The 23,581-nt window shown below is 41.9% G+C and carries 20 protein-coding genes; 4 read left to right on the top strand and 16 right to left on the bottom strand.

What is annotated here, in order from left to right; genetic code table 11:
• Window positions 1–71: 71 nt before the first annotated feature.
• From NSQ99_RS22460 to NSQ99_RS22395, 14 genes are all read right to left on the bottom strand, one after another.
• Window positions 72–1,145, bottom strand: coding sequence for a sensor histidine kinase (locus tag NSQ99_RS22460; RefSeq protein ID WP_340839165.1), 1,074 nt, complete (start codon window positions 1,143–1,145; stop codon window positions 72–74).
• A gap of 1 nt (window position 1,146) precedes the next feature.
• Window positions 1,147–1,905, bottom strand: coding sequence for a response regulator transcription factor (locus NSQ99_RS22455; RefSeq protein WP_340839236.1), 759 nt, complete (start codon window positions 1,903–1,905; stop codon window positions 1,147–1,149).
• A gap of 199 nt (window positions 1,906–2,104) precedes the next feature.
• Window positions 2,105–4,534 carry a glycoside hydrolase family 31 protein gene (locus NSQ99_RS22450; protein WP_340839164.1) on the bottom strand — a complete coding sequence of 810 codons (2,430 nt, stop codon included), beginning with the start codon at window positions 4,532–4,534 and terminating at the stop codon, window positions 2,105–2,107.
• 17 nt (window positions 4,535–4,551) lie between these two features.
• Window positions 4,552–5,436 carry a carbohydrate ABC transporter permease gene (locus tag NSQ99_RS22445; protein ID WP_340839163.1) on the bottom strand — a complete coding sequence of 295 codons (885 nt, stop codon included), beginning with the start codon at window positions 5,434–5,436 and terminating at the stop codon, window positions 4,552–4,554.
• A gap of 16 nt (window positions 5,437–5,452) precedes the next feature.
• Window positions 5,453–6,346 carry an ABC transporter permease gene (locus NSQ99_RS22440; RefSeq protein WP_251668461.1) on the bottom strand — a complete coding sequence of 298 codons (894 nt, stop codon included), beginning with the start codon at window positions 6,344–6,346 and terminating at the stop codon, window positions 5,453–5,455.
• Window positions 6,347–6,412: 66 nt separating this feature from the next.
• Window positions 6,413–8,101 carry an extracellular solute-binding protein gene (locus NSQ99_RS22435; protein WP_340839162.1) on the bottom strand — a complete coding sequence of 563 codons (1,689 nt, stop codon included), beginning with the start codon at window positions 8,099–8,101 and terminating at the stop codon, window positions 6,413–6,415.
• 168 nt (window positions 8,102–8,269) lie between these two features.
• The gene (locus NSQ99_RS22430) at window positions 8,270–9,634 is read right to left on the bottom strand and encodes a response regulator transcription factor (RefSeq protein ID WP_340839161.1); all 1,365 of its coding nucleotides are present in this window, start codon (window positions 9,632–9,634) and stop codon (window positions 8,270–8,272) included.
• Window positions 9,635–9,636: 2 nt separating this feature from the next.
• Window positions 9,637–11,367, bottom strand: coding sequence for a sensor histidine kinase (locus NSQ99_RS22425; RefSeq protein WP_251668451.1), 1,731 nt, complete (start codon window positions 11,365–11,367; stop codon window positions 9,637–9,639).
• Between the two features lie 160 nt (window positions 11,368–11,527).
• Entirely contained in the window at window positions 11,528–11,836 is a 309-nt protein-coding gene (locus tag NSQ99_RS22420; protein ID WP_251668449.1) for a hypothetical protein, read from the bottom strand.
• A gap of 145 nt (window positions 11,837–11,981) precedes the next feature.
• Complete coding sequence (locus tag NSQ99_RS22415) at window positions 11,982–12,515, bottom strand: Crp/Fnr family transcriptional regulator (RefSeq protein WP_340839160.1); 534 nt, start codon at window positions 12,513–12,515, stop codon at window positions 11,982–11,984.
• 117 nt (window positions 12,516–12,632) lie between these two features.
• Complete coding sequence (locus tag NSQ99_RS22410) at window positions 12,633–13,139, bottom strand: DoxX family protein (protein ID WP_251668445.1); 507 nt, start codon at window positions 13,137–13,139, stop codon at window positions 12,633–12,635.
• A 281-nt stretch (window positions 13,140–13,420) separates the two neighbouring features.
• Entirely contained in the window at window positions 13,421–14,527 is a 1,107-nt protein-coding gene (locus NSQ99_RS22405) for a PAS domain-containing sensor histidine kinase (RefSeq protein ID WP_445670577.1), read from the bottom strand.
• Window positions 14,520–15,182 (bottom strand): response regulator transcription factor, encoded by a 663-nt coding sequence (locus NSQ99_RS22400; RefSeq protein ID WP_340839234.1) that lies wholly within the window; start codon window positions 15,180–15,182, stop codon window positions 14,520–14,522. Before NSQ99_RS22400 ends, NSQ99_RS22405 begins: the two co-directional genes overlap by 8 nt.
• 127 nt (window positions 15,183–15,309) lie before the next feature.
• The gene (locus NSQ99_RS22395) at window positions 15,310–15,777 is read right to left on the bottom strand and encodes a GAF domain-containing protein (protein WP_340839159.1); all 468 of its coding nucleotides are present in this window, start codon (window positions 15,775–15,777) and stop codon (window positions 15,310–15,312) included.
• Window positions 15,778–15,976: 199 nt separating this feature from the next.
• Here NSQ99_RS22395 and NSQ99_RS22390 point away from each other — a divergent pair, with 199 nt between their 5' ends.
• The 4 genes from NSQ99_RS22390 to pflA all read left to right on the top strand — a co-directional run bounded on the left by NSQ99_RS22390 (window position 15,977) and on the right by pflA (window position 22,545).
• A complete protein-coding gene (locus NSQ99_RS22390; protein ID WP_340839158.1) occupies window positions 15,977–16,735 on the top strand; it encodes a Crp/Fnr family transcriptional regulator in 759 nt (252 codons plus the stop codon).
• Between the two features lie 189 nt (window positions 16,736–16,924).
• Entirely contained in the window at window positions 16,925–19,465 is a 2,541-nt protein-coding gene (locus NSQ99_RS22385; RefSeq protein ID WP_340839157.1) for an iron-containing alcohol dehydrogenase, read from the top strand.
• Window positions 19,466–19,504: 39 nt separating this feature from the next.
• On the top strand, window positions 19,505–21,757 hold the full coding sequence (gene pflB / locus NSQ99_RS22380; RefSeq protein WP_340839156.1) for a formate C-acetyltransferase: 2,253 nt from the start codon (window positions 19,505–19,507) through the stop codon (window positions 21,755–21,757).
• On the top strand, window positions 21,757–22,545 hold the full coding sequence (gene pflA, locus NSQ99_RS22375) for a pyruvate formate-lyase-activating protein (protein WP_340839155.1): 789 nt from the start codon (window positions 21,757–21,759) through the stop codon (window positions 22,543–22,545). Before pflB ends, pflA begins: the two co-directional genes overlap by 1 nt.
• A gap of 140 nt (window positions 22,546–22,685) precedes the next feature.
• Here the strand turns inward: pflA and NSQ99_RS22370 are convergent, their stop codons facing one another.
• Complete coding sequence (locus tag NSQ99_RS22370) at window positions 22,686–22,808, bottom strand: hypothetical protein (protein WP_340839154.1); 123 nt, start codon at window positions 22,806–22,808, stop codon at window positions 22,686–22,688.
• Between the two features lie 242 nt (window positions 22,809–23,050).
• Window positions 23,051–23,578: a hypothetical protein gene (locus NSQ99_RS22365; protein ID WP_340839153.1), complete on the bottom strand. Its 528-nt coding sequence runs from the start codon at window positions 23,576–23,578 to the stop codon at window positions 23,051–23,053.
• Window positions 23,579–23,581: the final 3 nt, after the last annotated feature.

Genomic DNA, 23,581 nt, shown 5'->3' with positions numbered 1-23,581 from the left:
GCCTATGGCGCTTAGACATCGATGTACCTTTCAGAGAACCTTACAATGTTGTCACCTTCATCTAACCAACGCTACAAACGATGAATACCAGATTCCTTGATGATTAATGTAAATTCTGCTCCTTCACCCTGTGAAGAGCTTACCTTCAACATATGTCCTAAGCGCTGGCAAACCTCCTTGGCGAGGTAAAGCCCCATCCCTGTCGATTCCCCAGTCATTCGTCCGTTCTGACCAGTAAAGAAAGGATCAAATATCCGCTTAATATCCGTTGCAGCTATACCGATCCCTTCATCCTTTATCGTTACACTCGTTACATCAGACTGCTTGTCAATTACAATGTATAGACTTTTACTGCCAGCCTTGAGCTTACTGTATTTAATTGCATTGGTTATAAGCTGATTCATAATAAATCCAAACCATTTTTGGTCGGTTGCTGCAATCGCCTCACCAGTTAGTTTAGGAAAAATTGAATATTGAATAAGCAGCTTTTTATAGCGATTAATATACTCGCGAATGACCGTATGGAGCTCTACTGGTTTAATATGCAGATCAAGCTCTAGCTTGTCTAATCTCGCAGAGCTAAGCATCAGGTCAAGTCCATTGTTTAGCTTTTCTGTTTCCTCACTCATGCTGCGACTCAGATCAGCTTGCTCATTTGTGGACAAGCTCTTCCCCTGCTTTAATCGGTCAGCTGTTTGCTGCAGCTGCATATCGAGCACCGAAAGCGGTGTTTTCATCTGATGGACCCACTGCAGTGTAAAATGATGCTGGATTTCGCGTTTTCTCTCCATTGCATCAAGCTGGCTTTTATACATTCTCTGTTGATTAACGAGCAGCTGCTGCATCAGCTCTTGCTCTTTACTTACCTCCCCATGCAATATATAAATCGCTTCGAGCGGCTCTTTACTATGTATTGCTTCAAGCAAGGATTCGTAATAAGGCCGAATGCGTAAGTAGTTAATCATATGCCCGACCGCAATAGCTACGCATGCTAACACAATGTAATAGTACATACTTGAGAGATCGATCAGTGCTGCGTGCCGGTAACGCTCAATAAGGAACAGACCCGCTCCTAACAGAACTAGGGCGAGCTGACCAATGATGACGAGCAGCCGATCACGCAAATAAATTTGCAGCTTCTTCATCCTATTCTCCTTCACTTAGCTTTAGCTTATAGCCTTGGCCACGTATCGTTTCGATTGCACTTGGCAAACCGAGCTCACTTAGCTTTTTTCTGAGCCTTGTCATGTTTACGGTTAACGTATTATCATCCACAAACTGCACATCATCCCAAAGCGCCTCTAGCAGCTTATCACGTGCAACGACCTCTCCACATTGAACAAGCAGCATCTCCATTAACAGCAGTTCATTACGTGTAAGGTCAATGTGTTGCTCATCATAATGAAGCTCGTTGCGGTTAAGCCATAGTACGACACCATTAACCTCAAGCTTACCGTGCTCCTGCTCTTGACCTTGCTCACCGCTTGATCCCTCTGTTCGCTCAGCTGCGCCAGTCTCTTGCACAGAAGGCATAGCGTACTCGCCATAGGCGCGTCTAAGCTGCCCACGGACTTTGGCAACAAGCAGCTCCAATTGTACAGGCTTCGTTATGTAATCATCTCCGCCATTTTCGATGGCCATGACTTGGTCCATCTCGCCCTCTCGTGCAGAGATAAATATGATTGGCAAATTCGATGTTTTCCTTACCTGCCTGCACCAATAGTATCCGTCATAATAGGGCAAATTAATATCCAGCAGCATTAAGTGAGGATCAGCCTGCTCAATTTCTTCACTAATGTTCCGAAAATCACTTGCAAGTGTAACGTGATAGGAATATTGCTCGAGCTTCGCTTTCAACAGCTGAGCGATCTTCACATCGTCCTCTACGATGAATATCCGGTTTATCGTCATTAATCATCACCCTTATCTATCCAATTCATGCAATAAGCGCAGTTCGACTGAACTACGCTTAATTCTAACATGCATTACTCATATAACATACACCGTCAATAATTGATGAATACTATTTCGTTCAATGCAATACAGCCAGCTGACGATGATCCGCAACTGGCCGTATTGAAGGGCTTTTAATTATAGTTAATTTCTATGAAATAGTGATATGTGCATGATCAAAATGATTAGGTAACACGAGCTCTATTGAGCGAGTCTCGGCATTATAGCTCCATTCACACTGTCCAACTACATCATGTTCGTACATCATAACTTGACTTGGGGTGAAGAGCAGCTCCTTGATTTCAACTTTAATGGATTCACGCTGCTTCGTTAAGTTCTTCGCCACATACGATACATCGATACTCATCGAGTTTTGTTCAAAGCTCGTTGAAAATTGCAGCAGGTTATAGCTCCCCTGTTCATAGTCATACGTATTCGCGTCATCCTCATACCATTGACTTTTTATCTGACTGCCTTTTGTTGCGGCATATACGATATGTTTAATTGCTGCTTCTTCGTTCAATTGCGGCTTCCAAGCATCGCTGATCATATTTGGAACGACCGCACCTGCTCTAATATATAGTGGAAGGCGTTCAAGCGGCGCATCTGCTAATATATTTTTCCCGCCCTCATAGCGCTCGCCACTCCAATAATCGACCCATTCTCCTTCCGGAAGATATACGGCACGAGCTGTTGTGCTTGGTCGTAAGATAGGAGCAACAAGCAAATCTGTACCTACTAAAAACTGATCACATAGATTATATACGTTGCGATCGTCAGCATACTCTAAGAGCAATGGTCTCATGATCGGTAGACCCGTTTTATGCGCCTCATAGAATTGTGTGTAGATATATGGTAAAAACTGATATCGCATTCGAATGTAGCTTTGGCAGATCGCTTCAATCTCCTCACCGAATGCCCATGGCTCCTGGCGAATCGAATCAATTACGCTATGATTACGGCAATAAGGGAAGAATACACCAGCTTGCGTCCAGCGTGCCAGCAGCTCTGGTGATGCATGATGAGCAAATCCACCAATATCTGGTCCTGCGAACGGTTGTCCGGATAAGCCTAGATTAAGAACCATCGGAATAGACATTGCTAGATGCTCCCAGAAGCTGCGATTATCTCCCGTCCAAGTGGCCGCGTATTTTTGAACTCCCGCGTAGCCCGCACGAGTCAGTACAAATGGTCGGTTACCAGACAGCTGTTGCTTCAATCCTTGCTGGGTTGCCATGGACATAAGCATGCCGTACAAATTATGCAATTCCCCATGTGTTTTAGGATCACCGTCATTACGATGGACAACATCAAGATCCATCGTTTTCGTTGTATTAAACACAGCTGGTTCATTCATATCATTCCATATGCCGTGGATTCCAAGCTCTGTATAATATTGATGCTGCTCTCCCCACCATTGACGAATCTCTTCTTCTGTAAAGTCCGGAAATGCGCTTGTTCCAGGCCATACATCTCCAAAAAACAGATCGCCTTCAAGCTTTTTGCAGAAATAATCATTCAATATCCCAGCCTGATATTGCTTATAATCAGGGTCCTTCTTAACTCCCGGATCAACAATTGTTACAATACGAATACCTAATTCGTTTAATTCCTCAATCATCTTACGCGGCTGTGGAAAACGGATCGGATCAAATGTAAATACTCTGTATTCATCCATATAATGAATATCTAAATGAATCGCATCAACAGGTATTTGCTTTTCCTTAAAGGTATGAGCTAGTGCAATTACCTCATCCTGACTCATATAGCTGTATCTTGATTGATGATAACCGATCGCCCAAGCTGGTGGCAGATCCATACGTCCAGTCAGTGAGCTATAGCGGGAAACGATGTCCTTTACCGTATTACCAAGAATGAAATAATAATCTAGTTCTCCTGATTGCACCTCAAAGCTATAGGATTCTTCCGATGATCTAAAGTCAAAGGACGTTCTCCCTGGATTATCAAGGAAAATACCATATGGCGCTTTATCATAGTTAAAATGAATGAAAAAAGGAATAGATACATACAAGCATTCGATTTCAGGGACATGTGGATCAAAAACATCCGAATTCCACATATCATATTTCTCTCCTGCTTTATCCAAAAAGCTTGTTTTTTCTCCTAGACCATAAATATGCGAATCCTTCTCGTTCTGTTTTCTGCAGCCATATTTGCCTCTTGCCGAAGAATATAGCCCTACATCGCTAGATACGAGCTCACCATCTTGATTATATAGATCGACGCAAGCATTGTGCTTATGAATTACAGCACTTGCAGCTGGAAGCTTTACGTGATAAGCCTCCTCCGTTTCTACTAATTCGCCTTCTACGCTGCAAAACACATCTTGCTGTACGGCAATCGTAGTTTTAAAGCTTAACTCTTGGGCAGTCATTAGCTTTACGCGAATGATCTGCTCTGTTACAGGCTGCAGCAGAATGGCTGCCCTCTCTGTTTCAAACAGATAGCCACCTTCCTCTAATGCTTTTGCAGCAGTTATAGCTCCAGGTGTCCATAGCTTCTCTTCGATATCCAGCCCTTGCTGTTTATCTGGATGTATATTTTCACTTGTTTTCATCATGATTCTCCTTCAACTTATTATCCTTTTACTGAACCAAGCGTAATCCCCTTAACGAAATACTTTTGAAAAAATGGGTAAATAACTAGCAGTGGCAGCATAGAGATAAAGATTTTAGCTGCATTTAACGTCTGATTCGATAGGCTCGTTAACCGTTTCGCCGTTTCAGCATCTACCTTTGAAGGATCCAGTGTTACGGTAACTTGTCTAATATATGATTGCAGTGGATAGTTTTCATTTTTCGTCATGATCATAAGTGCTTGGAAAAACTCATTCCAATGTCCGACAATCGTGAACACTAATATCGTTGCGATAACGGGTGTTGATAACGGTAAAAATATTCCGAAAAGAATACGCCATGGACCCGCTCCATCGATTAATGCCGATTCCTCCATTTCCTTTGGTAGGTTCCGGAAGAAATTCATGACCAAGATGACATTAAATACAGGTAAGCCACCACCAAGAACTAATCCCCATATGGAGTTAATCAGTCCTAGCGACTTCATCGTCATAAACCAAGGTACAATTCCGCCATTAAACAACATACAGAAGATAAGCAGCCACATAATGATATTACGATGCTTGAATTCTTTACTTGTTTTCGAGAGAGGATATGCCATAAGCAATACGACGATAAAGGTGATGATCGTTCCATAGATCACGCGCTGAACAGAAATTAAAAACGATCGTAGAAACTGGCTATCGCTAATAATTGTTTCATAGGAAGAAAACGTAAATCCTTTTGGAAACAGAAATACATTCCCTGCTGCTACAGCTGCTCTATCGCTCAGAGAGACCACCAATGTATACCAAACTGGCAGAATACATAATAGTGTGATCGCAACAATTAAAATCACATTAAATCCATTGTAAAACTTGGATATAAGAGAGCGTTCTTCTATCATCTTCGTTCATCCTCTGCTAAAAGATTCTATAGTTCGCAAAACGATATGCTAGTGTGTATGAGATCGATATTAAGATAAGGCCGACCACTGATTTAAGCAAGCCTACTGCGGTCGCTAAACCGTATTGCATATCTATCAATCCAGCACGATATACCCACGTATCAATAATATCTCCGGTAGAATATACCGATGGGTTATATAGGTTGAATATTTGATCGAAGCCAGCATTTAGAATATTCCCAAGACTTAATGTACCTAGCAATATCGCAACAGGTAAGATACTAGGTAACGTAATGCTTGTTAATCGTTTCCATTGGGACGCCCCATCAATAGCAGCTGCTTCGTACATTTCAGGATTTATCGATGTAAGGGCCGCAAAATAGATTATGGCTCCGAAGCCAAATTCCTTCCATACATCACTGATTACGACTAACCATGGAAAAAGCTCTGCATTAGCAAAAAATAAAATCGGGTCCTTTCCAAACCAAGTTTGGAGTAGTTGATTGACTGGTCCTGTGTAAGAGAAAATATCAAGCAGGATTCCGGCAATAATGACCCAGGATAAGAAATGCGGTAAATATACAATCGTTTGTACCGAGCGTGTAAATAAACGATTTTTCACTTCATTGAGCATTAATGCAAAAAGCATCGGTACGATGAGGTTACCAATCATCTTCATTACTGCGATAATAATCGTATTTTTAAACACCTGCTTACTGTCATCAAGCTCGAACATATATTTGAAATGCTCAAAGCCTATCCAGTCTGAACGAAATATTCCGAGTCCGGGATTAAAATCTTTGAAGGCCATGACGATGCCATACATCGGTAGTAAATTAAAAAAGCATAGCCACAATAAACCTGGCAGGAGCATTAAGTAGTAATGTTTGTAAGCACTACGATTCTGCATATCTATTCTCCTTAATGGATAATGCTAGACGAGCGACATTGCGCTCGTCTAACATTATTCTTCACTTTACTGTAAATCGTTAACTTCTTGTGAAATTTGATCTCCGCCCTGCTGATACCATTTTTCTACAAAGGCATCGAATTCTTCGATCGGTGCGCTGCCCATAATGATTTTAAGGAATGTTTCATCCTCAAGCTTTTTCAGATTCGACCATCTTGTTTGCATCGTCTTAGTTTGAGACGTTACAAGACTTTTTACCCAATTGATATCTGCATTAACGAAGGTCGAGCCCCCGTTCAAATGCGCATAAAGATGAGAGAAATAGTCCGGATCAGATTCTTGATCCCAGTACTGAATATCAAAGTTGTCAAATGGCTCAAGCTTAACATTTTTTACGTGTGATGCGATTTCATATGTGAAGCCATAGTTCAGCTTATCTACCTCTTCAAGCGTAATCTCGTCTCTAAGCACCTTCTGTGTTGTGTTTACAGCATAATCAAGCTGATCTCCGTGTCCCATAATAAGGAATAATGGAATTTCCTGAGAAGTAAGTTCTTTACCAACAGCCGTTTTATAGCTTTCTTCCTTCTCATTTACATGGATATTAAGAAGCTTGATGACTGCCTCCGGGTTTTTATATGATTTCTTTACAACAATAAAGCTGCTGCCTGTTGCTTGATTGGAATTAAACTTGCCTTCCTCATTGACAGGGATAGCATAAGGTCTCCAGTTCGCTTTGTCGTCGTTCTTGATTGAATCCATGATATTATAAGCTGACCACCATGGACCAAAGAAAATACCTGTTTGTCCACTTGCGATTACTTCCTGTGTACTTTTTCTAATCCCAACTTCTTTGTCCAGTACGCCACTTGCATACCAATCTCTTAATACAGCTAAAGCTTCCTTCGTTTCCTCTGTTGTAGAACCATACACTGCTTTGCCTTCATCATCTTTTACCCAAATGCCAGGATATGCATCTTTAGCAAAAAATACAGAAGAGAAGTTTAAGAAATGGTCACTAGAAGATAGGAAGGTTGAGTACAATGAGCCACCCTGCTGCGTACCTACAACACCAATCGTATTGTCCCCGCCCATTTTATTATCTATAAATGCTTTAGCAACTTCCTCTAGATCTGCAATCGTTTTCGGTTCATTCAGACTAAGCTCATCTAGCCAGTCCTTACGAATCCAAGTTAGTGGTGCAGACGGAAGTGTTGTTTCAGGTAATGCGTACAGCTTCCCATCAAAGGTTACACCCTCTAAAAGACCTTCATTGGAATCATAGATCTGCTTCAAACGCTCTGAACCGTACTGCTCGTACACTTCTGTTAAATCAGCTAGCTGATCTGCCTTCACCATTTGTCTAAGCTGTGATTCATCTACGATCATTGCATCTGGCAAATCATTACTTCCTATTGCTAAGCTAACCTTTTGACCGTAGTCTGAGCTTGCTGCTTCCCATTCATGTTTAATCTCGATGTTGTATGCATCTAATAACCAACGTGTATACAAGTTGTTCTCTGCTGTATCATTACCTTCATAGGTATAAGATGGATCGATGGATCTACCAATCGAGACAACAACAGGCTCCTCATACTTAGCAAATGTATCCGTAGATACAGCCGTCTGCCCGCTTCCGCTTTCTTTTTGACTAGTGTTACCATTGCTAGCACCATTGTTCGTATTACCTGAGCATGCAGTAACACTCAAAGCTGCGACCAGGCTCAATGCGACAATTTTCAAGCCTTTTTTCATTACAATTCCCCCTAGTTTTTTTCTTGTGCTTGTTTACATGTTTTATTTTAATGTCTCGAAGCCCTATTTTGCGTTAGATAAAACGTGTTAAATAGGGGGATAATGTTATGCAAGAAAGGAGCATGTACGAAAATCGTCTACCCTATTTTCGAACATGCTCCTCCTTAATCATTTTTTACGCAATCGATCAGGTTGATGACCTAGTCTATAATCACTAGGCAATACACCTACAAATTCCTTAAACAATCGACTAAAATATTTCTCATCGTTATAGCCAACTTCCTCAGCAATCCATTGTATCGTTTTGCTCGTATGCACTAAATAGTTTTTGGCATGCTCCATTCGTACATCTCTAATATAATCGGTATAGGTTTTGCCGACAATTTGCTTAAAGCACTGACTAAAGTAGCTCAAGCTCATATTGACATGCTTAGCCATCTCTGCAGCGGTCACTGCGTTTTTATAGTTTTGCAGAGCTAAAGTTTTTGCCCTTGTAATGCTGCTTTGTATTTCTATTGAGAATTGTGGCTTCTCGCTAGAATCTCTAAGCTGCTGTCTAGTAAGCTTTAGCCAATGGGAGAATTGGACAAACGTAAGGAAATGATCCTCCATGACGAGCTCTTCATCCAATACGTTGTTATACATCCGGTTCCATTCATCAGTAAGAGAGAAAAATAATCGCATTAAGCGAATGGCAGGCAATTGAATCGCACTAAGCTCTGCTATTCGCTTCTCGAACAGCTTATCATCGAATATCCAGTCTGATTCGAGCCAGCTTTGCTTAATAGCAGATATATCGACCTCGACTTCATAATCTAGTCGTTCATGCAAATCCTCTATTGAAATCGTTTGCAGTGGAACATCAGGATTATAATCGTAAAAAAGACCGTTACGATTATAGTTGCGAATCAGTCTAAGCAGCTCTTTACGCTCCATGCCGTGGATTCCTTCAATGCAAAAGTATGCGAACGACTCTATTATAGGTTCAGGACAATAGCTCCAATACCATACGCCTGCTTCAACCTCTACTCCTCCATCAGCCCCTCCTGGTACATCCTGACCCAGTTCAATGCTTGGGTGTAACGGATACGCTACATAAATGCTTGAAGCCACTTGATCTTCCATTGACGGCTGTGAAAGCTGTCGTATCTTCTTCATATCAAGCAATGAGGCTATTCGACTTAATATATCCTCGAATTGCTCCTTTTCTAGCTCTGTTTTTGCGATATAATCAATAGCCCCTAAGCGCAATGCTTCCTGAATATAATCAAAATCTTGATGCAGCGTCAGTACGACAATCTGTATATGAGGATATGTTGTCGTAACGATCCTCATTAGCTCAATGCCAGACATTACTGGCATTGCAAGATCTGTAAACATAAGGTCTACCGTATTGGATTCCAAAAATTTAAGTGCATTCTCACCGTTATTGGCCTCTCCAATTACTTTCATGCCGAACTCTTCCCATGGCATAAAGCTAGCGAGACCCTTTCTAACAATTTTTTCATCATCTACAATTAATACAGATATCATAGTTATCGTTCTCCTCGACTGACTGGCAGACTCATTTTAACGATTGTTCCTTTGCCCACATCACTTTTAATGTGGAACGTTGCTTCTTGCCCGTAATTCGCTTCTAATATTCGAATCACATATTTCATTCCGATCCCCATTCCAACCTTCTTGCTATCTGCAGTATCTTGATGGAGCAGCTTATTCATTTGTTCCTGTGACATGCCTGTACCATTGTCTTGAATCGTTATATCTAATCTCTTATCTAGCGATATGTTGACATGTATATAGCCATCATCACTTACCCCATGATAGAGAGCGTTTTCTACTACCGGCTGCAGTATAAATCGAGGAATTGTAAGTGACATCGCATCCTCATCTACATCAATATCAACGTCGAACTGAAAATTATAGCGAATGCGTTGCAGCTGCATATATTCCTTTAAAGCTTCGATTTCCCCGCCAATCGTTGTTGCATCACCCATCTTGCCCAAATTGTACTGTAGCAGCTTATTAAGTGAAAGGACAAGCTTGTCTATTTCCTTTTGCCCATTCATCATTGCAATCCAATGAACAGTATCTAGTGTATTCATAAGGAAGTGTGGATTAATTTGATAAAGCAGCTTCTCCACCTCCAGATCAGCTCTTCTTTTCTCCTTAACTTCAATTTCACCGTAAAGCTCCCATATTTTTTTCTTCATTTCTCTCGTTTTGAATAGCAAGTAATCGAATTCAGGTATGTGAATCATGTCAGTATTATCTTTTACATTAGAATTAACTAGAGATTTCAATTCCGTATTGAATTTTTCAAGTGGTCTGTACACCATTCTTGATAGTAGTGTACCGATAATGATCGCTGCAATGCCAAACACGAAAATAAGAATAATAAGCTGCATGAACCACTGGTTTTTTTCTTGATTAAATTCGTTTTTAGGGAAGATGGACACAATACTCCAGCCTTGATTACTTACTTCACGATGCCATATGTATCTGTCGAATTTTCCTGAGCTCGTCTCTTCATTAATAAAGGGAAAGCTGCTATTCACGGGAAAAATCTCTTCATTCTGGCTATAGGTGATTTTTCCCTCATTGTTTAGAATAAGCATTTGCCGCGACTTCTTGATCTCATCTTCTGGTTCAAATAATGCAGTTGTTGTATTAAATCCGGTTTCTATGTACACATATACGTCCTCATGCGTGACATTTACCTTACGCATGGTACTGAACACTAGATGATTATTGGATCGGTTATAGCTTCGATGCGGACCATAGTAAGTGATCTCGGGATAGCTTTCCATTAGTGGAAGCGCTTCAACACTAAAGTCTTCTCTGACCGAGAAATTTTCAAAATCGACCATCGAACGATCCATAAAGTAATAAAAGGTTAACCCAACATTTGGATTAGAGAACGTTAATACATTCAAGTCACTCTTTAGGTCGTTTCGGTAGCGAGATCTCGTGAATGGGTCTTCTTCTACGTGCAGTAGCTCTAATAGCTTATTGTTATTCACTCCAAAAGCCATTTGCTGCGAGATATGATTCAAGTTATTCAAATTATTTTCAAGATTCAATATTTCTTGTCTTAAATTACTTTGTATGGATCCTTCTACTTTATTGGATAATATTGAGTTTATCGTAATAAAGGATGCGAGGCTTAAACATGTAAACGGTATAATAACACTGAGCATAATGATCGTTACGGTTCTATATTTAAATGTTGTTTTTCGATACCGTTTCAGGAGCGAATGATACATGATGCTATACCTCCATTCAGTCTATCCTAATACTATATCATGGCTTATGTGGGTGCGAGATAGAGAATGTTTTAGAAATAGGATGATATTTTATTCGAAATCAACAGAAAGAAGCATCTAGTCAACAGACTAGATGCTTTGTTAAAGTAACTATTGCCTTCTACCACTTGCCCCCGCGTAAATGCTCAATAATAGAACGAAGCTCGCCGTCATGCTGTGGCAGCTCGTCGCCACCCTTCATCTCGATCTTAGTAATATCTAGCTTATAGGTTTCTTTACTGTTCGTTGGTGCGAAGATCAAATCCCGTTCATCGATTAACTGAACATTATAGCCAAGCTGAGCAAAAGCAGCGATAAAATCTTTAATACTTGGCTGACGATCGTCCGGTAAAAAGATAAGAGCACGAAGCATTTTCGTCTCAGGACCATCGATAAATTTGAAGTGAAAGATACATTCTCTAAGTGCCATATGTACAATAGCCCCTTTCCATTATTTAATAACAGCTTACCGTTTTTCAAGCTCAGTTTCCATACCTTATCTGTAAAAAAAGCAGCTCGAGCATTGGTGCCAGAGCTGCTTAGCTTACATATATTCAACATAATCATTATATACATTACGCTGTTTTTAATTCAGCAGCATCCGTTTTTGTTTTGTCTCTTTTTGTTAGCTTTGCACCGATATTCTTTTTAAGCCAAGGTGCTACGAAGTAGTCTCCACCGAATCTACCTGCATTGCCTGCTGCCAGCATAACGATGAAGCCAAGTAGTACTAATAGCGGGTTCGTGCTTACTGTTCCAGCGAACATAAACATGAAGTTCATTAATAGCCCGAAGAAGACAGCTGGTATAGTAAGAATACCTGTAATTAATCCAATTCCGACTAGCAGCTCGCCCCAAGGAACAATTACGTTAATGACATCTACCATTGGTAAAGCGACGTTTTCGATGAATCCATTGTATAGCGGATAAAGCACTTCATCGCCTTTTGCAACAGGATTATTAATGGCATTGGTCATAAAGCCTGTAGCATCAAAGCCTCCGCCAGTTACTTTACCCCATCCACCTTTGATCCATTGATATCCCAGTATAATTCTAACAACGGCTACAATGATTGCTGCGTATTTATTCTCTCTCCAAAATTTTAACATATGAATCACTCCCTGTTTTTTATAACTTAATTATATTTTGATTATAACCGATACTTTGTGATTTTTATCACATAAGTTGTGAACTTTTTCACTTTCTATTCCATGCGTTCAGTTTAGCTATGCTTTTTTGAACCTAGCAGCAATTTTGTTGCCTACTTTTTCTTTAAGCCAAGGTGTTACAAAGTAGTCTCCACCGAATTTACCTGCGTTGCCTGCAGCCAGCATGATGATAAAGCCAAGCAGCACCATCAGTGGATTCGTGCTGATCGTTCCAGCGAACAGGAACATAAAGTTCATTAGTAATCCGAAGAATACAGCTGGTAATGTGAGTATACCGGTTATTAGTCCAATTCCGACTAACAGCTCGCCCCAAGGGATAATGACGTTAATGACATCTACCATCGGTAGAGCAATGTGCTCAATGAATGCATTGTAGACTGGATAGAGCACTTCATCGCCCTTAGCAACAGGATTGTTAATCGCATTTGTTAAATATCCTGTAGCATCAAACCCTCCCGTCGTCACCTTGCCCCATGCGCTCGTTATCCACTTATATCCAAGTACGATCCGAACTACCGCTACAATGATTGCTGCGTATTTATTGTCTCTCCAAAACTTTAACATTTGAATCACTCCCTGTGTTCTTTATGGCTTAAGTATACAATGCTCGCTGTTCAGCGAATGTGATTTTTATCACATATTACGTGAATTTTTTCACTTGTTTATTTTAAATGTATCCTCCTACCTTCAGATTGGTATTTCTACACTGAAAGCGGAGGATTTATCGTTTATTCAAATTCCACAAAAATCGTATTTTTCTGTAGATCAAAGGAGACTTTTCCACCGAGCTGCTACACCATAGTAAACCAACGAAGTAATCTCGCTATATCACTTTTCCTTAGTTTTTACTTTGGTATAGTAAGAACTACACTAGTCCCATGACCTGGCTCAGAAGTAATCGCTAATATTCCGCCTACACCTTGCGCCCGCTCCTCCATACTGAACAGACCTACACCTGTTTGTTCGAGCTCGCCCCGCTTAAAGCCTGCTCCATGATCCTTAATCGTAATAACGACTTCATGCCCTTTATCCTCGATATTGATCTGTGCCTCATCTACATCTGCATACTTCGCGATATTCGTCAGAGATTCCTGAATAACACGATAGATCACTGTTTCCTTAACAGAGCTCAGCCTTTGCTTCAAGGAGCCTTCCAACGTAACGGTGATTCCGAAGTGGTCCGTATAGTTTTCAATATACGTACGTATGGCAGGTCCGACACCGAGATCATCCAACACTGAAGGCCGCAGATTCCAAGCCATACTTCGTACATCCTGCATCATTCCAGATACTTCGTTTCGAAGCTGCTGCAGCGCCTCAAGCTCATTATGATGCGCAATCAAATGATCAATCTGAATCATAAAGGAGAATAGACTTTGACCGAGGCCATCGTGAAGCTCTCGTGAAATGCGCTTTCTTTCTTCTTCTTGAACCTCCATCACTTTAACCATCATCTTCTTCAAGTCCTTCTCAGCCTGCTTTAGACTTGTTACTTCATTACGAATGGCTAAATATTGATATGGGCGATCATGATCATCTAAAAACGGCACGATGGTTGTATTTACCCAATAATAGCTGCCATCCTTCGCACGATTTTTGATCTCACCTGTCCATACCTTGCCAGATGAAATCGTACGCCATAGTTCGTTAAAAAACTGCTTGGGATGATAGCCGGAATTGATAATGCGATGATCCTGCCCTATCAGCTCTTCCTCGCTGTATTTTGATATTTCAACAAATTTATCATTAACGTATGTAATCTTCCCTCGTACGTCAGTAATCGCGACAATTGAACTAACATTAAGTGCATACTGCACATCAATGAGATGCATGAGACGCTGCTTCGTAAGCTCAAATAGCTGTTTATCTTCCATGCTTTTCTCCAAATTAGAAAGAAAGAGATCCATTTGCTCAAATTGATTTCGTTGATTACGATTAATTGCTTTATTCATCTTCAAAATGCAGCAGCCCCTTTTGCAATGCAAATTTGATTAACTCAGGTCGTGATTTCAAACCTAGCTTCTCCATCAAATTACTTTTATGTGCCTCGACTGTTTTGACACTTATGAATAGCTGCTGCGCAATTTCCTTATTCGCATATCCCTTTGCAAGCCAGCTCAGTACTTCCTTCTCACGCTCTGAGAGCATATTATAGATTTCATCGTCTTCCGCTTTAACGTTACGCTGATTAATAAACTGACTCATCAGCTTCTTCGTTGCAGAAGGATACAGATATGCCTCTCCCGCAGATACAGCTTGAATCGCGCCAAGCAGCTCTTCATGAGGAGCATTTTTTAGAATATATCCTGATGCCCCTGCTTTAATCGCCTGGAACAAATACTGCTCGTCATCATGCATCGTCAATATTAATATATTGACCTCTGGCATGAGCTTTTTTAATTCAGCTGACGCTGTCATTCCATCTTTACCATGCGGCATGCTTAAGTCCATCAGCACAACATGCGGCTTCACCTGCTGAGATAGTGCGATTGCCTCATCACCCTCCGATGCTTCTCCTACCACTTCTATCTGATTTTTTCCGTGTAACAACATCGAGAGCCCCGAGCGAACTACTGCATGATCATCACATATAAGAAGCCTAATCATCGAAACAATCCCTTCACCTTTAATCCTGTTATCATTATAGCGTTTCACCGTCTGAAAATCAGCTATAATCATCTTCGAGGATGAAGTTCGATTCGAAAACTAGGCTTATTGTCGTTCAATATTCGATTTATTTACAGGGCACACTTTCGTTAAAGCACAGCATCGGGAAGTCGCCGTTCTGTTCAAGCTCCTCAATAAGCTTTGCCGCCGCAGTAATCTGATGTGGCTCATAGGAAACTTGCTCACGTTTACCGATTAATATGACCACTCGGCATTGTTGGCCCTTATGATATATTGGCCATACAGCGATATGCTTCAGCTTCTCGATCAGCATAATCGCTTCACTATAATCAGTAGCATGACTGTTTGCAGCATTGGACTGCAAAAACCTTCCTGTTCGAAGTGCATCTCCAGTCAGGCCAGAATAAATTTGCTGTTTGATCTTTACGGTTCGACTGCTAATGCTTCCGAAATACGGTCGCCATTGTATTTTTCTAGTATGTGTATTAGCAGTACCTATCGCTGTGAAATCACTTAACGTTATTTCAGTTAGCCGCTGCAATATGTTCTCTATGTGAACAGTTGTTGGAGTCATAGCGCTGTGCTCCTTTCTGACGAGATCGTACCGTTCAATCGATTAATATCCTAATTATAAAATGGACAGTTCCTAATGTATGTTAGGGAATATCCTTAAAAGCATTAGCAGCGATGTAGGGATTATCCCGATTTTCAAATATACAAAGTACACGTATAGTATAGATATGGCAATCCGTAACAGAAAGGATGATACTGTGATGAGTATATATTATGAAAACAATTCAGCAAAAATAAAGCGCCCGGACAGTAATCGTAGACCAGGATCATTAAGCACCGTCTTCACTGATGAACAGCTTGATCTGCTTGCTTCTGTGATGCACATAAAAAAATACTCTGCAGATACTCATTTATTCTGGGAGGGTGATGAAGCCATTGCGGTATACTGGATACTGAAAGGCCGCGTCAAGCTTAGAAAATCAACCTCAGATGGAAAAGATCTACTGCTTTCGATTTTGCAGCCTGATGATATGATCGCTGATATTGATACGTGGGATACTTCTCATCGTTATACAGCTGAGACGATTGATGAGGTAGAGGTTGGCATTATTCCTCGCCTTCAATTGGAAATGCTGATGTGCAAGCACGGAGATTTCGCATATCGCTATGCGATGTGGATGGGCTTATTACAGCGTAAAACTGAATCGAAGCTGCGTGACCTTCTGATGGGCGGTAAAAACGGTGCGCTTGCCTCAACGCTTATTCGTCTGTGTAACAGCTTTGGTGAGCGTGTTGAAGATCAAATCCGTATAAATATTAAACTAACCAATAATGAACTTGCAGAGCTTGTTGGAACGACAAGAGAAGGAGTCAACCGACTGCTCGCCAGCATGAAGAAGGAAGGAATTGTTACGAACAATCATGCAGGCTATATCTTAGTGACAAATCTCCAAGCCCTCAAGGATCTGGCAGGCTGTCCGATATGCCCAACTTGCCCGAACGAAATATGCAGACTATAACTGTTAATGTGCTCAATCGATTATAAACATAATCGCGGGCACTTTTTTTTTGCCGCTAACCTCTACCGCAAGTCTTTGATTATTTTGAACTTTGTGATTTTTCGCACATCCTTAATTGATGCTTCGCTCTACAATAGACATATATTCAAAAGTATATTGAAAAGTGCTTTGAAGTTAGGAGTGATAATTATGGCATTAAAGGAATCCAAGCTTCATCATTTAAGTACTGATGACGACTCACTAACTAAGTTATCTATTGAACGCGCACGTGTCGCAGCTGAGCATTACGACCAGATGGATCAAGTAAGCATTGATACCATCGTTCAGCATATGACGCTTGCAGGTATTCAGCGTCATATGGAGCTTGCTAAGCTAGAATTAGAAGAAACCAAGCGTGGTATATATGAAGATAAGATTGTTATGAATATGCACGCTACGGAAAGCATGTACCACTCCATCAAGTATATGAAAACGGTAGGAGAAATTGAGAATAATCATTATGAAGGCTATAAGATCATCGCTGAACCAGTAGGTATTATCGTATCTGTCGTTTCTGATGTTTCACCTGTTGCAACGATATTATCGCAATCCTTGATCGCTGTGAAGACACGCAATCCAATCATATTTGTTTTCCAAAAGGAAGCTGCACGCAGCAGTATTGAGGCCGTACAAACGGTACATGATGCCGCTATACTAGCTGGTGCTCCGCCCTACTGCCTGCAGTGGTTCAACCATCTCACTTATTCAGAGCTAACAACGATGATCTCGCATGCTGATGTCGCCCTCGTTATGTCAAACGGCGAGGATAGCGCCACCAATACAGCAAAGCAGCTAGGTAAAGCCGCAATTAGCACAGCATATAGCAATACCCCTTGCTATATTGATCGATCTGCGGATTTGAAGCAAGCCATTACAGACGTTATATTATCTAAAAATTTCGACAACGGTATGCTATTTGCATCAGAGCAAGCTTTGATTATACACGAGGAGCTTTATGAACATGCCGTTCGGATGCTTTCTGTGCTTGGCTGTCACGTGCTTGATGAGAAACAATGTGATGCTATCGACAAGCATCTATTTACAGAATACGGCGTTCTTCGCAATAGCTATATTGGCAAGCCTGCTGCAGAGCTTGCTGCTGCGGCTGGCTTAGATGTACCTTCGGACACAAAACTGTTGATTGCACCACTGAAGGAAGCAGGGCGACATATCCCGTTATCGTCAGTAAAGCCTTGCCCAATCCTTTCACTGTACAAAGCAGCAAATGATGAAGATGCACTACATCTTGCCAACCAGCTGCTTCAGCTTGGCTCAGCTAAGCATTCCGTCGTGCTGCATTGTCACGATGAGGAGGTGAGCGCTCGATTCAGCGATAAGCTTAGAGCTAGTAGGATTATAGTGAACACACCATCTATTGAAGGTACGATGATGCGTGACAAGCTCAGTAAGGAGCTTCTTCAGTTGAAGAAAATATCGAATCGAAACGTTGATATGCAATGGTTCAAAATTCCGCCTAAGCTATATTTCGCAGCAGGCTCGACGCAATATTTGAGTAAGATGCCAGATATTAGCAGAGTGATGATCGTGACAGATCACCAAATGGAGCAGCTTGGCTACGTGGACAAGGTTCAATATTACTTGCGCAAACGAACAGAGCCTATTCAAGTCGAGGTGTTCGCTGACGTAGCGCAGGAGCCGACCATAGATCTCATTATGCAGGGCACCTCGCGCATGAATGCCTTTCAGCCAGATTGCATTATCGCTCTAGGTGGTGGCTCGGCTATTGATGCCGCTAAAGCGATGTGGCTGTTTTATGAAAGTCCGGAGACAAATTTTAATACCATTAAGATGAAATTTATGAACATTCGCAATCGTGTCTATAAATACCCGCATCTTGGCAAGAGAGCTAAGCTCGTAGCGATCCCGACCACTTCTGGCACCGGCTCAGAGGTAACCTCCTTCGCAACGATAACCGATACGAGCAAGGGGCAATCGAAGTACCCATTAGCAGATTATGAGCTAACCCCTGATGTCGCAATCATTGATGCTGAATATACATCAACGCTCTCACCAATAGTTATTGCGGATACAGGCATAGATGTATTAACCCATGCGATCGAGTCTTATGTATCGATTATGGCGAATGATTTCAGTGATGGCTTAGCGATAAAAGCAATCCAGCTTGTGATGGAAAACTTGGAAAAATCTTATGCCTCCGGTGATCCAATTGCTCGAGAAAAGATGCATAATGCTTCAACCATCGCAGGCATGGCATTTTCCAACGCATTTCTTGGTATATGTCATAGCTTATCTCATAAATTTAGTGCAGAGTTCGGACTACCGCATGGTCGCGCCAATGGAATCCTGCTTCCGCATGTGATTCGCTACAATGCGTCGAGACCTACAAAGTTTCAGAACTTTCCAAACTATAAGCATTTTCAAGCGGATGTACGCTACGCCGAAATCGCAAGAATGGCCGGTCTACCTGCTAACTCTACGAGTGAAGGCGTCAACAGCTTAATTGCATCCGTTCGGCATATCAATCGAACCTTAGGCATACCTGAAAGCTTTCAAGAAGCAGGTATACCTGTTGCATCCTTTGAATCGAAGGTCGAGTATTTGGCGGAGCGTGCATTTGAGGATCAATATACAAACTACAATCCGCGTATGCCACTAGTTTCTGAGCTTGCAGAGCTTTACCGTCAAGCCTACTATGGTGAATTTCTTTAACACAATAACAAGAGGATTGATTCAGGGAGGAATATGAGAATGAGTACAGTAGAATCCGTAAAAGCTGCCTATCGTCACTTTAAGCAAGGGGTATGGAATGAAAGCATTGATGTACGTGACTTTATTATACAGAACATGACATCTTATACCGGTGATGAAAGCTTTCTAGCACCAGCTACTCCAGCTACGAATAAACTTTGGGAGCATATTAGTCGCCTATCCCGTGAGGAGAGAGAACGCGGCGGCGTATGGGATGTCGATACGACTACACCATCAACCATTACCGCTCATGGACCAGGCTATATCGATAAGGAGCTCGAGAAAATTGTAGGCGTCCAAACGGATGCCCCATTCAAACGCTCCGTCCAGCCTTTCGGCGGTATTAAAATGGTCGTCGATGCCTGCAAAGCTTACGGCTATGAAATACCACAGGAGCTTATCGATACCTTCACAGAAATTCGCAAGACACATAACCAAGGGGTGTTTGATGCCTATACTCCAGAAATGCGGCTTGCACGCAAAACAGGCATCATTACTGGCCTGCCGGATGCCTACGGACGCGGCAGAATTATCGGGGATTATCGCCGTGTTGCCCTTTACGGCATTGATCGTCTCATCGAAGAAAAGCTTGCTGATAAAGCACTAACAGATTATGCTCCGATGTCTGAAGATGTCATTCGTGAACGTGAGGAGCACTCTGAGCAAATTCGTTCGCTGCAGGAGCTTAAAGCGATGGCTGCATCCTATGGCTACGATATTAGCCGACCAGCTGACAATGCACAGGAAGCCATTCAATGGCTATACTTCGCTTATCTTGGAGCAGTGAAGGAGCAAAACGGTGCTGCTATGAGCATCGGCCGTATCTCTACCTTCCTGGACATTTATATTGAACGTGATCTAGCGGAAGGTACATTGACTGAGGAGCAAGCTCAAGAGCTGATGGATCATTTCGTCATGAAACTGCGTATCGTGAAGTTTTTACGCACACCTGACTACAACGAGCTGTTCTCTGGCGACCCAACTTGGGTAACGGAATCTATTGCTGGTGTAGCATTGGACGGCACTCCGATGGTTACAAAATCATCGTTCCGTATTCTGCACACGTTATATACGCTTGGTCCTTCTCCGGAACCGAACCTAACTGTGCTATGGTCAAACGAGCTGCCAGAAGCATTCAAAAAATATTGTGCCAAGGTTTCCATAGAGACTAGCTCGATTCAATATGAAAATGATGACCTGATGCGTCCGATCTATGGCGATGACTATGGCATTGCATGCTGTGTTTCTGCCATGAAGATCGGTAAGCAAATGCAATTTTTCGGGGCACGCGCAAATCTTGCCAAAGCATTGCTATATGCTATTAATGGCGGTGTCGATGAGAAAATGAACGTTAAGGTGTATCCACACGAGCTGCCTGCCTTGACTGATGAGGTGCTCGACTACGAAAAAGTGATGGCGAACTATGAGCAAGTAATGGATTGGCTGTCTGGCTTATACATTAATACGCTGAACGTTATTCATTACATGCACGATAAATATTGCTATGAACGCCTTGAATTTGCTCTACATGACCGCGAAATTCTTCGCACGATGGCATGCGGAATCGCTGGTTTATCGGTCGTTGCAGACAGCTTAAGCGCGATCAAATATGCGAAGGTCTACCCTATTCGCAATGAGCATGGTGTTGCTATTGACTTTAGAATCGAAGGCGATTTTCCTCAATACGGCAATAACGATCAACGTGTTGATGATATCGCAATTGCACTTGTTGAGCGTTTTATGAAGATGCTTAAGCAGCATAAAACCTATCGCAACTCGATTGCAACGCAATCTGTGCTAACGATTACGTCCAATGTCGTGTACGGTAAGAAAACTGGCTCCACGCCTGATGGCAGAAAAGCAGGCGAGCCATTCGCTCCTGGAGCAAACCCAATGCATGGACGTGACCGCAAAGGTGCACTTGCTTCATTAACTAGCGTCGCTAAGCTTCCATATGAACACGCCTTAGACGGTATAAGCAATACGTTCTCCATTGTCGGCAAGGCGCTAGGCAAGGACTCCGATACCCAGCGTCAAAACCTAACCGCATTGCTTGATACGTATATGGGGCAAAAAGCGCATCATCTCAATGTCAATGTGTTTGATCGTGAAACGCTGCAAGATGCAATGGAGCACCCAGAGCTATATCCGCAACTAACGGTACGCGTTTCTGGATACGCGGTAAACTTTATTAAGCTGACGAAGGAGCAGCAGCTTGAGGTCATTAGTCGTACGTTCCACGGAGCACTCTAATGAATACCACAACTGAGCTTCAGTCGCAAGCCGATCATGATCGACGTGTAAAAGGACGTATTCACTCCTTCGAATCGTTCGGCACCGTTGACGGTCCTGGTATTCGCTTCGTGTTGTTTATGCAGGGCTGTGCACTGCGCTGCAAGTTCTGTCATAATCCAGATACATGGGATATGACAACAGGCAAAGTAATGACTGTCGATGAAGTCATTGCGGAGATTGAGCCTTTTATACCATATTATAAAGCCTCTGGTGGAGGCGTAACCTTCTCAGGAGGTGAGCCTTCACTGCAAGCACCATTTTTGGCAGCCTTAGGCAGAGAGCTTAAACGCAGACATCAGCTTCACATTGCGATGGATTCATCAGGCTTTTGTGAGCCCTCGCATCTACGATCCACCTCATTGCTTGATGTCATTGATCTTATTCTGCTTGATCTGAAAATGATTGATGAGCAAAAGCATATTGAGCTGACGACTCAATCGAATGAGCGGATCCTTAGGATGGCACAGTTTGTTAAAGATTATGGCACGAGACTCTGGATCAGACATGTCGTCATTCCAGAAATTACGACCGATCCTGCAGATGTTGAACGCTTAGCTGCAGAGATTCAAAAGCTCCCGACCGTCGAAAGGGTTGAGCTTTTACCCTATCATGAAATGGGGAAATTCAAATGGAAGCAGCTCGGTTTACGTTATGAGCTTGAGCATATCAAGCCTCCGACGAATGAACAGCTTGCAACGGTTCAGAACCTGCTGCAAGCCCGCTTGGACATCCCTGTTATCATATAAACCGCAACGTTCGAATTACTCCCTTGTTCATTGCGGACTAGCCGGGCATCTTGGATGCTCGGCATTTTTTCTTAGCCTTAGTAAAAGAAAAAAATCGCTCTTAGCTGTATCTCAGCCTTGAACGATTAGTTTGTAACAGATTATTTAACTGGTACTGCACGAAGAGCTTCTTGCTGTTTCAGCAGCTCAACTGGAAGCATAGAGATTCTTCCGAAGCCTGAGCCTTTTTTAACTTCTTTAACATCTGGTTTTGCTGGATACATAGAAACATCTCCTTTATATAGACAACATTATTTCGTTGGTACTGCACGTAAAGTTTCTTGCTTTTTCAGCAACTCGACTGGAATCATGGAAAGCTTACTTAATTTCGTTCCTTCTTTACTCTTCAAATCTGGTTTAGCCGGGTACATAGGAGCACCTCCTTTACGTTTCTCACTTATTAATTAGAATTATATAGCAAAAACCTTGAAAAATCTGTAACCTTACTTACATTTTTTTATATTTTTTAGTTCTTGGGCTTTAATCGATTAAGAAATGCCCGCAGGTCTAAAAGACTCACCTTATACTGGCGTTCTAATCCATGCAGTCCATCAACCATCTTAGTAAAGGTTGCAAATTTGGGATATAACCTGTTCAAATATTCATTATCCGCTCGGGCAGTAAAGACGACTGTATGAATCGAGGGATTCTGTTCATGTATGTAATTCGACCAATCTCGAAAGCCATGCATAAATACTCTGGAGCTTCGTTCATGTGGAGCAATAAGTGCAGAGCTTATTCGTACGATTTGTCCGTTCGGACCGTACGTTGAATCATCTATATCCGCTACAGTCCAATAGTTCATGGCAGCGATTAGCTCATCGTTCTCATTGTAACTCAATATCAATGACATATACTGCATACAATACAACAAATGAATAAGTGCCTCATCCAGCACCATATCCTTGGAGAACTGCTCACGATGACGAATAAAAAATGATGAAAATTGCGCTCCTAGCTCATCTGAGTTGCCAAAAATAGAATATTGGTACATATC

Source organism: Paenibacillus sp. FSL W7-1287 (assembly GCF_038004245.1).
In the GTDB taxonomy this organism is placed as follows: Bacteria; Bacillota; Bacilli; order Paenibacillales; family Paenibacillaceae; genus Pristimantibacillus; species Pristimantibacillus camelliae.
Note: the sequence above shows the minus strand (reverse complement) of the source record. Positions and strands in the feature narration are given on the sequence as shown.

Coding starts and splice junctions, on each gene's coding strand:
- NSQ99_RS22435 (WP_340839162.1), bottom strand. CDS start 8,101: ATGAAAAAAGGCTTGAAAATTGTCGCATTGAGCCTGGTCGCAGCTTTG.
- pflB (WP_340839156.1), top strand. CDS start 19,505: ATGAGTACAGTAGAATCCGTAAAAGCTGCCTATCGTCACTTTAAGCAA.
- NSQ99_RS22405 (WP_445670577.1), bottom strand. CDS start 14,527: ATGAATAAAGCAATTAATCGTAATCAACGAAATCAATTTGAGCAAATG.
- NSQ99_RS22430 (WP_340839161.1), bottom strand. CDS start 9,634: ATGATATCTGTATTAATTGTAGATGATGAAAAAATTGTTAGAAAGGGT.
- NSQ99_RS22440 (WP_251668461.1), bottom strand. CDS start 6,346: ATGCAGAATCGTAGTGCTTACAAACATTACTACTTAATGCTCCTGCCA.
- NSQ99_RS22400 (WP_340839234.1), bottom strand. CDS start 15,182: ATGATTAGGCTTCTTATATGTGATGATCATGCAGTAGTTCGCTCGGGG.
- NSQ99_RS22370 (WP_340839154.1), bottom strand. CDS start 22,808: ATGTATCCAGCAAAACCAGATGTTAAAGAAGTTAAAAAAGGCTCAGGC.
- NSQ99_RS22420 (WP_251668449.1), bottom strand. CDS start 11,836: ATGGCACTTAGAGAATGTATCTTTCACTTCAAATTTATCGATGGTCCT.
- NSQ99_RS22415 (WP_340839160.1), bottom strand. CDS start 12,515: ATGTTAAAATTTTGGAGAGAGAATAAATACGCAGCAATCATTGTAGCC.
- pflA (WP_340839155.1), top strand. CDS start 21,757: ATGAATACCACAACTGAGCTTCAGTCGCAAGCCGATCATGATCGACGT.
- NSQ99_RS22445 (WP_340839163.1), bottom strand. CDS start 5,436: ATGATAGAAGAACGCTCTCTTATATCCAAGTTTTACAATGGATTTAAT.
- NSQ99_RS22385 (WP_340839157.1), top strand. CDS start 16,925: ATGGCATTAAAGGAATCCAAGCTTCATCATTTAAGTACTGATGACGAC.
- NSQ99_RS22425 (WP_251668451.1), bottom strand. CDS start 11,367: ATGTATCATTCGCTCCTGAAACGGTATCGAAAAACAACATTTAAATAT.
- NSQ99_RS22410 (WP_251668445.1), bottom strand. CDS start 13,139: ATGTTAAAGTTTTGGAGAGACAATAAATACGCAGCAATCATTGTAGCG.
- NSQ99_RS22460 (WP_340839165.1), bottom strand. CDS start 1,145: ATGAAGAAGCTGCAAATTTATTTGCGTGATCGGCTGCTCGTCATCATT.
- NSQ99_RS22390 (WP_340839158.1), top strand. CDS start 15,977: ATGAGTATATATTATGAAAACAATTCAGCAAAAATAAAGCGCCCGGAC.
- NSQ99_RS22395 (WP_340839159.1), bottom strand. CDS start 15,777: ATGACTCCAACAACTGTTCACATAGAGAACATATTGCAGCGGCTAACT.
- NSQ99_RS22450 (WP_340839164.1), bottom strand. CDS start 4,534: ATGATGAAAACAAGTGAAAATATACATCCAGATAAACAGCAAGGGCTG.
- NSQ99_RS22365 (WP_340839153.1), bottom strand. CDS start 23,578: ATGTACCAATATTCTATTTTTGGCAACTCAGATGAGCTAGGAGCGCAA.